Source organism: Exiguobacterium abrahamii (assembly GCF_015645365.1).
GTDB lineage: Bacteria > Bacillota > Bacilli > Exiguobacteriales > Exiguobacteriaceae > Exiguobacterium_A > Exiguobacterium_A abrahamii.
The window spans coordinates 1-14102 of the sequence record NZ_JADOYC010000006.1; the positions used below are offsets into that span (position 1 = coordinate 1).

The window sequence follows — 14102 nt, forward strand, 5'->3', positions numbered from 1 at the left end:
TTTTCAAAGTTCGTCCGCGCCTGTTTTGGCGACTCAATTAGAATACCAAGTCTGAAACAAGAAGTCAACAACTTTTTTGAAATTGTTTTTTACTTGTTTGCCGTAAGCGCTCGTCCTCTTAAGGACATGAATTAATATATCACGATAATTAGACATACGCAACTACTTTATTAAAATAACTTATAGTTTTTTTAGAGCATGTAAAAACCGCAGACAAGAATGGCTGCGGTTTACTTCATCATCAATGAGACGCGTCTTCTTTTTGCTTCGCTTATATAGAAGAAATACAGTGATTCCGCTAACTTCATTTGTGCTTCTAAATCACCGTAGTCATCATAGCTGATTTCTAAGAGATGACGCTTCATCAAATAATCTTCTTTGGCTTTTGCTAATTCTTCTAACAAACGCTGGTCGTACTCACTGCGAATCTTCTTTCGAAACCAACTCATAGCTCGCGACGTCCCTCCATTGCACGAGATAACGTCACTTCATCTGCGTATTCAAGATCTCCACCAACCGGAAGACCATGAGCAATCCGAGTGATCCGAATACCCGTCGGTTTTAAGAGACGCGATAGATACATCGCCGTCGCTTCTCCTTCAATGTTCGGATTGGTTGCTAAGATGACTTCCGTAATCGCTTCGTCCGCTTGAAGACGTGTCAGTAGGCTAGATACATTGATATCCTCTGGACCGATTCCTTCCATTGGACTGATCGCTCCATGCAAGACATGATACAACCCTTGGTAATCTCGCATCTTTTCCATTGCAATGACATCCCTTGAATCTTGGACGACACAGACAATCGTACGGTTTCGGTGTTTATCTGTACATACATAACAAGGATCTTGATCCGTGATATTCCCGCAGACACTACAGTAGGCAATGTCGCGCTTCGCGCTGACCAATGCCTTACCGAACATCAAGACATCGTCCTCTTCCATATCAAGGACATGAAACGCTAGACGAACCGCTGTCTTCGGACCAATTCCCGGCAGTTTCGTAAAACTTTCGATCAAACGACTAATCGCTTCAGGATATTGCAAGTGGTTTCCTCCTACGAATTAAAACATTCCCGGCAGATTCATACCTTGTGTGAATTTCCCCATTTTACTTGCTACGAGTTCATCGACCTTCTTCAAAGCATCGTTTGTTGCAGCTAAGACGAGATCTTGAATCATTTCAACATCATCTGGATCAACGACTTCTTCTTTAATGATGACATCTACGATATTTTTATGACCATCAGCGACGACTGAGACCATTTCTCCGCCTGCTGTACCTGTCACTGTTAAGTCTTTTAGTTCTTCTTGTGCTTTCGCCATATCCTTTTGCATCTTCTGCATCTGTTTCATCATATTGTTCATGTTTCCCATTCCGCGCATCTGTATTCCTCCTCGAATTTAATCTTCGAACTCTACGATATCACCAAAACGACCAAGCGTCTCGGACAATAACTGATCGCTCTCCGATTCTTGTTTTGTTTCCTTCTCTTCTATACTACTACTATTTCGCTTAGCAACAAACTCTGCCTTCAGTTCATGCCAATCCTTTGAGAGAATCGCTAAAATTTCGCGTTTGACTCCGCATACTTCGTATAGTGCTTCTTCAATGACGAAACGTGTTCGTTCATTCGTCATGACCTGCTCAAAGTGCCATCCTTTACCGTCATCGAATTCAATCAGCAACGTATCCGCTGAACAAAGAACCGGTTTACTCTCATGGAGTAACGAGTAGATGGGGCCATCTTCTTTTAAAATCCATTTTAAGATGTGATCCCAGCGTTCTTGAATCTCGCGCAACTGGGCTTTCTCTGCTCGTCCTAACATTTGACGAATGCGCTCTTTCGCGATCCGAACGGTTGGTCGTCCTTGTTTTCGCTTCGGCTGCGCTTGTGGTGCAGCCACTTCTTGTGCTGGAACACCATTCGACTTCCATTGGTGCATCTGTTCTTTCATTTCGCGGACTTCCTGTTGCAACGATTGGACGATCTGTCCCGTCGTTCTCCCCTGTTCCGCAATTTGAATGAAGGCAATCTCAACGAGGACCCGCGGATGATTCGTCAACCGCATCTGTTGTTGGCAGTCATGTAACTGATCAATGATCGTAAAGCACGTCTCCGCTTCAATCGATTCAACGAATTGTTTGAACTCATCCGTCGGGCGCGCACGCTCCAACAAATCGACAGCTGTAGGCGAGGCTTTCAATAACAACGTGTCTCGGTAAAAGAAGATGAGATCCTCAACGAAACGTTTTAGATCTTTTCCCGCTCGTTGCATCGTTTCAAGCGTCTGTAACAACTGATCGACTTGATGTTCATGTAAGGCACGGGCAATGTTCAGTAACGCTTCATCTTCTACTGCCCCTGTCACTTCAAGAACGGCTGCATCGTTTAGATCACCGTTCGAAAAAGCAACCGCTTGGTCGAGTAGACTCAGCGCATCACGCATACCACCATCTGCCGCTCGGGCGATCAATCGTAATGCTGTATCCGAATACTCGATCGATTGATCTTTTAAGATATATTGCATCCGCTCTACGAGTTGATCGACTTCATGCCGCTTCACATCGAAACGTTGGCAACGCGAGATGATCGTTGCCGGGATTTTATGTGGTTCAGTCGTTGCTAAGATGAAGATGGCGTGCGCCGGCGGTTCTTCTAGTGTTTTGAGCAAGGCATTAAAGGCACCTGTCGACAACATATGCACTTCATCAATGATATAGACTTTATAGGCTGCTTCTGAAGGGGGATATTTGACTTTATCCCGGATTTCCCGAATCTCATCTACGCCGTTATTGGAAGCCGCATCGATTTCGAAGACGTCCGGACTTGATCCTTCTGTTATCGCAAGACACGTCGGGCACGTATTACACGGTTCTTTGACCGGAGCATGCTCACAGTTGATCGCTTTAGCGATGATTTTGGCAAGACTCGTCTTTCCTGTTCCACGAGGACCCGAAAATAGATAGGCGTGGGACATCCGTCCCTCCATCAATGCATTTTGGATCGTACGGGTGATATGCGCTTGTCCAACGACTTCGTCGAATCGTTGCGGACGGTACACGCGGTATAGTGCTTGATAGGCCAAGTTTGCGCCTCCTCTTTTTAAGTTCCTCATTCTATTTTACCTAAAAAAGTCTACAACCGAAACCGGCTGTAGACTTGTCTTTAAAAATTAAACTGCCGCGCACCATATTCTGAAATATGTTCAACATGCGTTACTCACGCAGCCTGCTCAGTCCAAGCACCCCTACAACACACAGAGAGCACCACTTAAGGCTGCTTCCTTCCGGACCTGACCTGGTTCATGGGTATCTGTTGCGTAGGACTCAAACGTCAACGCTACTTACGTGAGGCAGACCACACCAATCATATCCCTCGACATGGAATTCAGTCTCGCTATAGCGGATTGCGAGTGACAGGGAACCGCTACATCCCCACCTAGCACGGCAAATGGTTTATCGATTTTTAGTGGCACCTTGTTTCAGTGCTTTTTCATTATACTGTTTCATCTGGTGTGATGCAACCCATTGCCCGCTTTCGTGCTTTCTTTTTCGCGCGCAGTTCCCGAAAGAACGTCGTTAGCATCTCCCCACACTCTTTTTCTAATATACCGCTCGTCAGCTCTGAGACATGATTGAACCGATCGTCTTGCACCAAGTTCATCAGTGTTCCACAGCATCCACCTTTCGGATCAACAGCACCAAAGATGACATGTTCGATTCGCGACAGCATGATGGCTCCTGCACACATCGGACACGGTTCGAGTGTCACGTATAACTCGCACCCTTCAAGTCGCCAGTTCCCGAGCTTTCGGCAAGCTTCCTCAATCGCGATCAACTCGGCATGTGCCGTCGCCTGTTGATCCGTTTCCCGGTGATTGTAGCCCGTCGCGATGACTTCATCGTCTTTGACGATGACACATCCGATCGGAACTTCACCGATCGCTTCTGCCTTTTTCGCCTCTTCGATCGCAAGGCGCATATAGTGTTCCTGTCGTTCCATCGATGATACTCCTCACTCTAAAAAAATTCTCCTTTTGAAACTTCAGCAAGTCGTACTTCTTTGTGCTAAAATATAAATTGCACTTTGCTGAACGGAGGGTCATTGTATATGTTCATAACGGTTGAAGGACCGATTGGTGTAGGCAAAACATCACTTGCGAACGCCATCAGTCACCATTTCTCTTTTTCTATGTTACGCGAAATCGTCGAAGAAAATCCCTTTCTTGGAAAGTTCTATGAAGATATCGAAGAATGGAGCTTCCAGACGGAAATGTTCTTCTTGTGCAATCGCTTCAAACAACTCGATGATATCGAACGTCATTACCTCAGTAAACAACGCTCTGTCGTTGCTGATTACCATATCTTTAAGAACTTGATTTTTGCACACCGCTCTCTGAAGGTAGAGCATCTTGAGAAGTACGAACAAATCTATTCGATCCTGACGACAGACATGCCGAAACCGGATGCTGTCATCTACTTGAACGCAAGCATCGACACCTTGATGAAACGTGTTGCGCTGCGCGGACGAGAAATCGAAGAAAACATGTCACGTGCCTATCTCGAACAATTAGCCGAGGATTACGAGACATTCGTCACGGAATACCAAGCCAAACATCCGGAAGTCAAAATCATCCGTTTCGACGGAGATGCACTCGACTTCGTCAAGCGACCGGAAGATCTCGAGTACGTCTTGACGACGATCCGGAACGAATTATATGAAGGAGCGAACCACGCATGAACTTGAAGCTACGCGAACAATACAACATCCCGGCAGATGCCGTCATTACGATCGGCGGTATGGTCGGGATCGGTAAATCAACGATCACAAACGGATTAGCAGATGCCCTTGGTTTCCGGACGTCACTCGAAAAAGTCGATACGAACCCTTACTTGGATAAATTCTATCATGATTTCGAGCGTTGGAGCTTCCACCTCCAAATCTATTTCCTCGCTGAACGCTTCAAGGAGCAAAAGCGGATTTTCCAATACGGTGGTGGTTTCATCCAAGATCGTTCGATCTATGAAGACACAGGGATCTTTGCTAAGATGCATTTCGAAAAAGGAACGATGTCTCCAACGGATTACGAGACATACTCAAGTTTGTTTGACGCAATGGTCATGACACCATTCTTCCCGCACCCGGATCTTTTGATCTATCTTGAAGGTTCGTTCGAACAAGTACTAGAACGAATTCGTCTTCGCGGACGTGAGATGGAGCAACAGACACCAATCGAATATTGGGAAGAGATGTATGAGCGTTATACGAACTGGATCAATAACTTCACGATTTGCCCGGTACTTCGTTTGTCGATCGACGAATACGATTTACTGAACGAGCCAGAATCCATCGATCGGATTCTCGCGAAGATTGAAAAGCAGCTTGAAGTTGCTCGTATTGCCAATACACGCTAACTGATCAGATCTGCCTCTTAGGCGGATCTTTTTTTGCACAAAAAAGGAGATGCGTGTCGCATCTCCCTCGCATTAACCAATCACTTGATTGATTTGTTCCATATGGTGTAGATCATGTTGAGCCATTGCTCCGAGGAACTGACCGATCGTCAATTCTTTGTCTTTAATGACGACCTTATCCTGCAGGCGTTCTTCCGGAATCAATTCGACTGCACGGCGCAACAAGTCACGGCTGACTAAAAACTCATCAATCGTCAAGATCCGTTGCTGCTCACGGCTCATCTTCGCCGCTTCCTCATTGACGGCTTGGCTATCCGGTGCGATACGGAATGGTTCCCCCGCGAGCAAGTACGGGATGCGCTCTGCGACCATGAAGCGATCCCATGGTGATAAGTGACCGATGATCTCAGCAACCGTCCACTTACCTTCTGCATACGATGTCCGCCACGCCTCTTCTGAAATCTGTTCTAAGTCTTTTACATATGTCATCGTCATCGCATAATGCGAAAGCAACGATTCTTTTGTTTGTTCGTTCATTTCGTCCACCTCTTCTTCGTTTTTCACGTAGGCAACCATAGCACGCACGAAGAAATCGATGCAACAAAAAAGCACCTCAGAATTGAGATGCTTCATAAAAAGCGGAGTCGGTGGGATTCGAACCCACGCGAGCCTTGCGACCCCTAACGGATTTCGAGTCCGTCCCCTTCAGCCGGACTTGGGTACGACTCCATGATTATTTTTATTTTTGGGTAAAAAAAAAGAAGTGGAGGAGGCGGTGGGATTCGAACCCACGCACGGCTTTCGCCGCCTGACGGTTTTCAAGACCGTTCTCTTAAACCACTTGAGTACGCCTCCAAGCTATAAAACGTGCATGTCGTTGTCAAAAAATAAAAATGGAGGAGGCGGTGGGATTCGAACCCACGCACGGCTTTCGCCGCCTGACGGTTTTCAAGACCGTTCTCTTAAACCACTTGAGTACGCCTCCGTACTTCTTACCAGATCAATGATGACCTGTCTGTTTTCCTGACATTAATTATGATAGCATCTGCCTTTTAACGTGTAAAGACCTTTTCTAAAAAAACTTTTTAAAATACAGAAAGGGGGATTACTCCCCCTTCTGACTTAAGCTTGAATCACTTCAAGACCACCCATGTATGGACGAAGCACTTCTGGAATAACAACTGATCCATCCGCTTGCTGGTAGTTCTCTAAGATCGCAGCAACTGTCCGACCGACTGCAAGGGCAGAACCGTTTAACGTGTGAACGAATTCTGGTTTTGCGTTCGCTTCGCGGCGGAAACGAATCTGTGCCCGTCGTGCTTGGAAATCTTCAAAGTTTGAACAAGAAGAGATTTCACGGTAGACGCCTTGGCTTGGCATCCAGACTTCGATGTCGTATTTCTTCGCAGCCGTGAATCCGAGATCAGCTGTACACATGCTCAATACTTGATACGGCAGTTTCAGCTTTTTCAAGACTGTCTCTGCTTGTCCTGTTAACAATTCGAGCTGTTCGTAAGATTCTTCTGGTTTGACGAAACGAACGAGTTCGACTTTATTGAATTGGTGCTGACGAATCAAACCGCGTGTATCGCGTCCGGCAGAACCAGCTTCTGAACGGAAACATTGGCTGTATGCCGCATAGCCGATCGGTAACTGATCTGCTGTTAGGATTTCTTCACGGTGCATGTTCGTCACCGGAACTTCTGCTGTCGGTACGAGGAAGTAGTTCGTCTCTTCAATCTTAAAGGCATCCTCTTCGAACTTCGGCAATTGTCCTGTTCCTGTCATAGAGTCACGGTTGACCATGAGTGGTGGCAAGATTTCTGTGTAGCCATGCTGATCTTGGTGAAGATCCATCATGAAGTTAATCAATGCCCGCTCAAGACGTGCCCCCGCTCCGCGGTAAAAGACGAAACGGCTGCCTGTTACTTTTCCGGCACGCTCGACATCGACGATCTTCAATTGCTCCATCAAATCCCAGTGTGGGACCGCTTCGAAGTCAAACGCTGGTTTGTCACCGACTTCACGTAAGACAACGTTATCGTCTTCAGAAGAACCGACCGGTACGCTGTCATGTGGAATATTTGGAATACCGAGGAGCAGTTGGTTCAATGTCGCTTCAACATCGCGTAACTCATCGTCAAGTGTCTTGATCTCGTCTCCAACACTACGCATCGCAGCGATCGCTTCATCCGCATTTTCTTTATTGCGCTTCAGTTCAGCGATTTTTTTCGTTGCTTCATTTCGTTCTGCTTTCAAGACTTCTGTCCGCGCAATCAGTTCTCGGCGTTTCTCATCAAGGGCGAGGAAACGGTTCATGTCCGTCAAGTCCTCTCCTCGGTGCGCTAACTTTTCTTGAATGGCGTCAAAATCTTGGCGTAATCGTTTAATATCAATCATCTGTAATTCCTCCTTTATGTCATAAAAAAAGGCGACTCGTCTCTTTCCGGTATTCCTACCGAAAAGGGACGAATCACCTGGATCCGCGTTGCCACCCTCATTGCTAGACACATCTAGCCAACTTAAGACGCGATAACGGGCGTACCCGCACCTTGTTCGCAAGGTGTGCGATCCGGCTCGATTCAATCCATCGATCTGACTAGTTCACACCACCCACTAGCTCTCTTAACAGTATCGATACATCTACTTGGTCCGTTCATAGCATCTTTATGAGATTAGTCTTACTTTACACCATCGCCTTGGAAGTTGACAAGAGTCGATTGTTGAATCGCTTGTTCAATTTGCTTCGACCACGCTGTCCAAGCACGGACGAGGCGTGTCGGAACACTCGCAAGTGGAACCGCAGTTGCGCTATATAAATTCACGCGGGGTGTCTCAAAACCTGGTAGATAGATCCCATCGTCCGCGACCTGCAACGTCCCGACGACTTCTTGTTTCGTCACGGGAGCTGTTGTTTTAGAGAAGTCGAACCGTGGTTCCCGCGTCTCCGCTTGTTTTAAGACCGTAACGTATAACGAACCGTCCGTGACGACGTCTAGCTTTCGGTCGGTTGCTCCTTTAATCGGAAGAACGTCTTTGATTCGTTCGCCTTTTCCGTAATACGTCAACGGCTCAAACGTCGCAAAACCATAGTCGAGCAGCTTTTTCGTTTCCTTGAAACGGGCTTGATCGGAATCCGTTCGCATGACGACCGTGACAAGCGTCATATTATCCCGCGTCGTTACGCTCGCGAAGCAATAACCGGCTAAATCAGTCGTTCCGGTCTTCATCCCCCGCATGCCGGCATATGCGAATTTTTCCTTTGCCAACATCTTATTCGAGTTATTCAAGACTTCTCCATCAAGTTTCATCTGTGTTTTGTTCGTCACATCCAGGACATCCGGGTAATCCTTGATGTAGCGGATGACGAGTAACGCGATATCCGTCGCTGTCATTAAATTCGTTCCTGGAAGGGTCGCATCGACAGCATCTAAACCAGATGCATTCGCATACTCCGTGTCGTTCATCCCGAACTGTTTTGCTGTCTCATTCATCTTTTCAACGAACGTCGCTTCTGAACCGGCGACAGTTTCGGCTAGCATGACCGCTGCATCATTGGCCGATTTGATGAACGCCGCATTATACATCTCGCGAACCGTGTATGTTTTGGCTTTAACTGGAACACGCGCGATTCCGGACGTCTTCGCAAGCTTTAACACTTTTGCACTCGGCGTGATTTTTTGATCCCACGTCAGTTTTTTCAATTCGATTTGTCGTCTGACGAGGTAGAGCGTCATCAGCTTCGTCATCGAAGCAGGGGGCAACGAAACATCCGCTTCCGATTGAAGGAGGATTTTCCCTGTGACCGCATCGGCCATTATGTAAGACTCTGCTTGAATCGAAGGTGCTGCTTGTCCCGCTGTAGGAAATCCTACGACTAGGAGCACACTTAAACAGAGTAGTATGATTCGTTTCATCGTGTCTCTCCTTCACTCAATCATTCGTTTTACGAATAGTGTAGCACAAAAGAAGCACCTGACAGTAGAACCTGTCAGATGCTTCCACACTTTATGAACGGACGGACTGCCGCTGTTTGATTTTTTGTAAAAAATAGCGGTGTAAGCGATCGTCCTCTGTCAATTCAGGGTGGAACGAGCACGCGAGGTGTAACGATGTCTCGACGGCAACGATCTGCTCTTCGACTTTCGCAATCACCCGTGTTCCTTCCCCGACAGACAGAATCAATGGCGCTCGAATGAATACTGCCTCGATTGGCTCTTCAATCCCTTCAACCGGTAGCAATCCTTCAAATGAATCGATTTGTCGACCGAAGGCATTTCGACGGACCGTCATCGAAATCGCGTTGAGATGACTCTGACCTGCTTCGACAGCGGTTGCGAGTAGAATCATTCCGGCACATGTTCCGAACATCGGTAATGTCGTCGCTTTTTCCCGAAGCGGTTCCAGTAATTCATAGCGTTCGATCAATCGACGCATCGCGGTCGATTCGCCTCCTGGTAAGACGAGTCCATCGAGTCCATCGAGATCGCTCACTTGTTTGACGAGAACGACATCGACACCAAGACCTTCAAGTTGCTGTCGATGCTCACGGACCGCACCTTGAACATCCAGAATACCAATTACCATCCGCGTGTCGCCATCCGTTCCTCAAACGGCATCGATGTGACATCGATTCCTTTCATTGCTGTTCCGAGCCCTTTGGATAAAGACGCGATCCGTTCAAAATCATCTTTGTACGTAACAGCTTCGACAATCGCTCGAGCGACACGTTCTGGGTGTTCTGATTTAAAGATCCCCGATCCGACGAAGACACCATCTGCCCCTAGGTGCATCATGAGTGCGGCATCAGCTGGTGTCGCGACTCCACCGGCTGCAAAGTTGACGACCGGTAGACGTCCCTGTGTCCGAATATCACGTAATACTTCGTACGGAGCACCCCATTCTTTCGCAAATGTCATCAATTCATCTGGACTGAAATGTAAAATCTGATTCAATTGTGCTTGAATTTGTCGCATATGGCGAACAGCTTCGACGACGTTCCCAGTCCCAGGCTCGCCTTTCGTCCGAATCATCGCGGCTCCTTCTGCGATGCGACGAGCGGCTTCCCCAAGATCACGTGCGCCACAGACGAACGGCACAGTGAACTCTGACTTCAGTAAATGATATTGTTCATCTGCCGGAGTCAGGACCTCACTCTCATCAATGAAATCGACCCCCATCGATTCGAGAACACGTGCTTCGACGATATGACCAATCCGGCACTTTGCCATGACGGGAATTGAGACCGCTCCGAGTACTTCTTCCGTAATCAACGGATCTGCCATTCGTGCGACGCCTCCGTCACGACGAATATCAGACGGGACACGTTCAAGTGCCATGACTGCAACAGCACCTGCTGCTTCCGCAATCTTCGCTTGTTCCGCATTGACGACATCCATGATGACGCCACCCTTTTGCATTTCAGCCATTCCACGTTTGACACGATCCGTTCCTTGTTGACGTTCCATATCCATTCCCCCTTGGTTGACTTTCACTCCTTTAGTATACGGAACGTTGACACTTTTAAAAGTATCAGTTTATGATGATTTCAACAGGTCAGTTTACGAAGAAGGAGTCAGACGAGATGGACATGCTATCATTTCAACTTACGCGCAATCAGGAAAAACCACTTTATGAACAGCTTTATCAACAGATCCGAAATGAAATCATTGCCGGTCGTTTAGCATACGGCACGAAATTACCATCCAAACGAAAACTCGGTCAATTTTTGAACTTAAGTCAAACGACGATTGAGCTTGCTTACCAACAACTTGTCGCAGAAGGATATGTTGAATCCATCTCACGTAAAGGTTACTTCGTTCTTGCCTATGAGGAACTTGCTTACGTCAAAACCTCACCCGTCATCGAACCACGTATGACTAAAGAAAAACCGATCATCACGTATGATTTTCATCCAAGTAAGATTGAAGGGATCTCTTTCCCGTTCGCTCGTTGGCGAAAGTATGCCAAAGATATCATCGATACCGATCACCACCCACTTGTCTCACTCGGTCATCCGCAAGGCGATCTCGCGTTACGCGAAGAGATTGCGACCTATCTTTATCATTCTCGTGGTGTCGTCTGTTCTCCTGAACAAATCGTCGTCGGTTCAGGTGTCGAGCAATTGTTGCCGCTCGTTCTCTTCTTACTGGGACGCGACGTCACGTACGGTATCGAGGATCCCGGTTATCATACGACACGCCTCTTACTTGAAAATCATGAACGCATGATTGAACCGATTCGTGTTGATGCGAATGGATTACGGATTGATCACTTACAGGAATCAAACGTCGATGTCATGTATGTCACACCGGCCCATCAATTTCCGTCCGGTAGCATCTTATCCGTCAACCGAAGACATCAGTTGTTAAACTGGGCGGCGATGGATCCGACCCGTTTTATCATCGAAGACGACTATGATAGCGAATTCCGCTACAGCGGTAAATCGATTCCGTCTTTACACAACATGGACAGCAATCGTGTCATTTACATGAGTACTTTCTCAAAATCACTCATGCCTTCCCTACGAATCGGTTATATGGTCTTACCCGAAGTCTTACGCGCTCGGTATCAAACAGAACTATCACACTATACATGTAGTGTCTCGCGCTTCGATCAAACAATCTTGACGCGCTTCATGAAAGAGGGCGACTTTGAACGACATCTCAACCGGATGCGTAAAGTCTATCGTCGCAAGCTCGACGTCTTAATCCAATCACTTCGCCGGATTCCTGCCTTACGATTGACCGGCGAAAGTGCGGGACTCCATGTCGTCGTGTCCGTAGCGAACGGGATGACGGAGCCGGAGCTCGTAATGCGGGCACAACAACAAGGCATCCAAGTATATGGTCTTTCTCAATATGCCCAGTTACCGCTTCTCTCCGATACCCCTCAAATCGTCCTTGGATTTGCAAGTCTCTCTGAGCAAGAGTTGATGGAAGGATTACAATTGTTGATGGACGCGTGGGATTTGCGTAAATCATCATGAAAAAAGCCTCGCCTTTCTACTAGAGAAAGACGAGGCTTTTGTTTACTGACGTGTATAGTTCGATGCTTCTTTTGTAATTTGAATATCGTGCGGATGGCTCTCTTGCAAACCAGCGCCTGTCATACGGATGAACTGTGTCTCTTCACGCAATTCTTCTAACGTTGCAGCGCCACAGTATCCCATACCTGAACGAATACCACCAACGAGTTGGTACACCGAATCGCCGAGTTTACCACGGTAAGCGACACGTCCTTCGATTCCTTCTGGAACGAACTTCTTGTCTGCTTCTTGGAAGTAACGATCTTGGCTACCGCGTTTCATCGATGCTTCAGAACCCATACCACGGTACGTTTTGAATTGACGTCCTTGGTAGATTTCCATCTCACCTGGACTCTCTTCTACTCCTGCAAGTAAGCTTCCGAGCATGACAGCGTGACCGCCAGCAGCAAGTGCTTTTACGATATCGCCAGAATACTTGATGCCACCGTCAGCGATGATCGAGACACCATGTTTCCGTGCTTCTGTCGCACAATCGAAGACGGCTGTGATTTGTGGTACACCGACGCCTGCGACAACACGTGTCGTACAGATCGAACCAGGTCCGATACCAACTTTGATGACAGATGCACCGGCTTCAATCAAATCGCGTGTTGCTTCTGCCGTCGCAACGTTACCCGCAATGATTGGTAAGTCTGGATATTCTTCACGAAGTTCACGTACTTTGAGAAGAACACCTTCTGAGTGACCGTGTGCCGTATCGACGACGAGTGCATCGACACCTGCATCGACAAGGAACTTCGCGCGCGTCGAAGCGTCTTTCGTTACGCCGACAGCTGCTGCGACGAGTAAACGTCCGAACTGATCTTTCGCAGCATGTGGATACTGTTCGACTTTTTCGATATCCTTTGTCGTGATTAACCCTTTTAATACACCGTTCTCATCAACGAGTGGTAACTTTTCGATGCGATGTTTGTGGAGAATCTGTTCTGCTTCGGCAAGGGACGTACCAACTTTTGCTGTCACGAGTTCTTCTGTCGTCATCACCGTTTCAATGACAGTCGAATAATCCTTGACGAAACGAAGATCACGGTTCGTCAAAATCCCTACTAATTTACGATCTGTTTCGTTATTAACGATTGGAACACCAGAGATACGGTACTTACTCATCAAATACTCAGCATCGTAGACTTGACGCTCTGGCGTCAAATAGAACGGATTCGTGATGACACCATTTTCAGAACGTTTGACGCGATCGACATGTTCTGCTTGTTCTTCCATTGACATATTCTTATGAATGACACCAAGACCACCTTGACGTGCCATTGCGATTGCCATCGGTGCTTCTGTGACGGTATCCATCCCAGCACTGATCAACGGAATATTAAGTGTGATCCCTTCACATAGCGTGACAGATAAATCAACGTCGCGCGGCAAGACACTCGAACGACGGGGTACGAGTAAGACGTCATCAAACGTCAAACCCTCTTTAGCAAATTTGTTCTCCCACATGTTATCCACTCGCTTTCTCTTTTATAAAAGAATATTGATGTTATGGTAACAAGCAGAGGGTGTCATGTCAATGACTCGACCAATAATCAGAACAGTCTGAAGTTTCACATAACACAAAAAGACCGACCTGCAATCTGCAGATCGGTCAAGTGCCTGGCAACGTCCTATCCTCACAGGGGGAAGCCCCC

At 47.1% G+C, this 14102-nt stretch carries 14 protein-coding genes, 3 tRNA genes, 1 other RNA gene and 1 other annotated feature; of the genes, 3 read left to right on the plus strand and 15 right to left on the minus strand.

Features of this window, described 5'->3' with window-relative positions:
- Positions 1-230 precede the first annotated feature (230 nt).
- The 6 genes from ITJ88_RS14510 to tadA form a co-directional block, all read right to left on the minus strand.
- A complete protein-coding gene (locus tag ITJ88_RS14510; protein WP_023469883.1) occupies positions 231-449 on the minus strand; it encodes a YaaL family protein in 219 nt (72 codons plus the stop codon).
- The gene (recR, locus tag ITJ88_RS14515; RefSeq protein WP_023469882.1) at positions 446-1045 is read right to left on the minus strand and encodes a recombination mediator RecR; all 600 of its coding nucleotides are present in this window, start codon (positions 1043-1045) and stop codon (positions 446-448) included. Before recR ends, ITJ88_RS14510 begins: the two co-directional genes overlap by 4 nt.
- 18 nt (positions 1046-1063) lie before the next feature.
- The gene (locus ITJ88_RS14520; RefSeq protein WP_023469881.1) at positions 1064-1384 is read right to left on the minus strand and encodes a YbaB/EbfC family nucleoid-associated protein; all 321 of its coding nucleotides are present in this window, start codon (positions 1382-1384) and stop codon (positions 1064-1066) included.
- 18 nt (positions 1385-1402) lie between these two features.
- Positions 1403-3088 (minus strand): DNA polymerase III subunit gamma/tau, encoded by a 1686-nt coding sequence (gene dnaX / locus ITJ88_RS14525; protein ID WP_195866109.1) that lies wholly within the window; start codon positions 3086-3088, stop codon positions 1403-1405.
- 95 nt (positions 3089-3183) lie between these two features.
- Positions 3184-3450: signal recognition particle sRNA large type (gene ffs / locus ITJ88_RS14530), an RNA gene on the minus strand.
- A gap of 48 nt (positions 3451-3498) precedes the next feature.
- Positions 3499-4005, minus strand: a complete 507-nt coding sequence (gene tadA, locus ITJ88_RS14535; protein WP_149426588.1) for a tRNA adenosine(34) deaminase TadA — start codon at positions 4003-4005, stop codon at positions 3499-3501.
- Positions 4006-4113: 108 nt separating this feature from the next.
- On the opposite strand from tadA, the gene ITJ88_RS14540 reads away from it, so the two are divergent.
- Positions 4114-4743, plus strand: coding sequence for a deoxynucleoside kinase (locus ITJ88_RS14540; protein ID WP_050679045.1), 630 nt, complete (start codon positions 4114-4116; stop codon positions 4741-4743).
- Positions 4740-5417 (plus strand): deoxynucleoside kinase, encoded by a 678-nt coding sequence (locus tag ITJ88_RS14545; RefSeq protein WP_029343036.1) that lies wholly within the window; start codon positions 4740-4742, stop codon positions 5415-5417. Before ITJ88_RS14540 ends, ITJ88_RS14545 begins: the two co-directional genes overlap by 4 nt.
- Positions 5418-5489: 72 nt before the next feature.
- Here the strand turns inward: ITJ88_RS14545 and ITJ88_RS14550 are convergent, their stop codons facing one another.
- The 8 genes from ITJ88_RS14550 to pdxS form a co-directional block, all read right to left on the minus strand.
- Positions 5490-5954: a DinB family protein gene (locus tag ITJ88_RS14550; RefSeq protein ID WP_195866110.1), complete on the minus strand. Its 465-nt coding sequence runs from the start codon at positions 5952-5954 to the stop codon at positions 5490-5492.
- Positions 5955-6056: 102 nt separating this feature from the next.
- A tRNA-Ser gene (locus ITJ88_RS14555) sits at positions 6057-6146 on the minus strand.
- 35 nt (positions 6147-6181) lie between these two features.
- Positions 6182-6272: transfer RNA gene (locus ITJ88_RS14560), tRNA-Ser, on the minus strand.
- Positions 6273-6311: 39 nt separating this feature from the next.
- Positions 6312-6402 (minus strand) — tRNA-Ser (locus tag ITJ88_RS14565).
- 137 nt (positions 6403-6539) lie between these two features.
- Complete coding sequence (serS, locus tag ITJ88_RS14570; RefSeq protein WP_050679050.1) at positions 6540-7817, minus strand: serine--tRNA ligase; 1278 nt, start codon at positions 7815-7817, stop codon at positions 6540-6542.
- A gap of 61 nt (positions 7818-7878) precedes the next feature.
- Positions 7879-8086 (minus strand) — a binding site (T-box leader).
- Between the two features lie 12 nt (positions 8087-8098).
- Positions 8099-9334, minus strand: a complete 1236-nt coding sequence (locus tag ITJ88_RS14575) for a D-alanyl-D-alanine carboxypeptidase family protein (protein ID WP_195866111.1) — start codon at positions 9332-9334, stop codon at positions 8099-8101.
- 91 nt (positions 9335-9425) lie between these two features.
- Entirely contained in the window at positions 9426-10004 is a 579-nt protein-coding gene (gene pdxT / locus ITJ88_RS14580) for a pyridoxal 5'-phosphate synthase glutaminase subunit PdxT (RefSeq protein WP_195866112.1), read from the minus strand.
- Positions 9998-10885, minus strand: a complete 888-nt coding sequence (gene pdxS, locus ITJ88_RS14585; protein WP_195866113.1) for a pyridoxal 5'-phosphate synthase lyase subunit PdxS — start codon at positions 10883-10885, stop codon at positions 9998-10000. The genes pdxT and pdxS overlap by 7 nt, the downstream gene beginning before the upstream one ends.
- Positions 10886-10956: 71 nt before the next feature.
- Here pdxS and pdxR point away from each other — a divergent pair, with 71 nt between their 5' ends.
- Entirely contained in the window at positions 10957-12405 is a 1449-nt protein-coding gene (pdxR, locus tag ITJ88_RS14590; RefSeq protein WP_370567842.1) for a MocR-like pyridoxine biosynthesis transcription factor PdxR, read from the plus strand.
- A 42-nt stretch (positions 12406-12447) separates the two neighbouring features.
- Here pdxR and guaB read toward each other — a convergent pair whose 3' ends face one another.
- The gene (guaB, locus tag ITJ88_RS14595) at positions 12448-13914 is read right to left on the minus strand and encodes an IMP dehydrogenase (protein WP_195866114.1); all 1467 of its coding nucleotides are present in this window, start codon (positions 13912-13914) and stop codon (positions 12448-12450) included.
- Between the last annotated feature and the right edge of the window lie 188 nt (positions 13915-14102).

What these genes read in the sequence shown, in the direction of transcription:
- ITJ88_RS14510 (WP_023469883.1), bottom strand. Translation starts at nt 449, where the DNA reads ATGAGTTGGTTTCGAAAGAAGATTCGCAGTGAGTACGACCAGCGTTTG.
- ITJ88_RS14520 (WP_023469881.1), bottom strand. Translation starts at nt 1,384, where the DNA reads ATGCGCGGAATGGGAAACATGAACAATATGATGAAACAGATGCAGAAG.
- tadA (WP_149426588.1), bottom strand. Translation starts at nt 4,005, where the DNA reads ATGGAACGACAGGAACACTATATGCGCCTTGCGATCGAAGAGGCGAAA.
- ITJ88_RS14540 (WP_050679045.1), top strand. Translation starts at nt 4,114, where the DNA reads ATGTTCATAACGGTTGAAGGACCGATTGGTGTAGGCAAAACATCACTT.
- ITJ88_RS14545 (WP_029343036.1), top strand. Translation starts at nt 4,740, where the DNA reads ATGAACTTGAAGCTACGCGAACAATACAACATCCCGGCAGATGCCGTC.
- ITJ88_RS14550 (WP_195866110.1), bottom strand. Translation starts at nt 5,954, where the DNA reads ATGAACGAACAAACAAAAGAATCGTTGCTTTCGCATTATGCGATGACG.
- serS (WP_050679050.1), bottom strand. Translation starts at nt 7,817, where the DNA reads ATGATTGATATTAAACGATTACGCCAAGATTTTGACGCCATTCAAGAA.
- ITJ88_RS14575 (WP_195866111.1), bottom strand. Translation starts at nt 9,334, where the DNA reads ATGAAACGAATCATACTACTCTGTTTAAGTGTGCTCCTAGTCGTAGGA.
- pdxT (WP_195866112.1), bottom strand. Translation starts at nt 10,004, where the DNA reads ATGGTAATTGGTATTCTGGATGTTCAAGGTGCGGTCCGTGAGCATCGA.
- pdxS (WP_195866113.1), bottom strand. Translation starts at nt 10,885, where the DNA reads ATGGAACGTCAACAAGGAACGGATCGTGTCAAACGTGGAATGGCTGAA.
- pdxR (WP_370567842.1), top strand. Translation starts at nt 10,957, where the DNA reads ATGATGATTTCAACAGGTCAGTTTACGAAGAAGGAGTCAGACGAGATG.
- guaB (WP_195866114.1), bottom strand. Translation starts at nt 13,914, where the DNA reads ATGTGGGAGAACAAATTTGCTAAAGAGGGTTTGACGTTTGATGACGTC.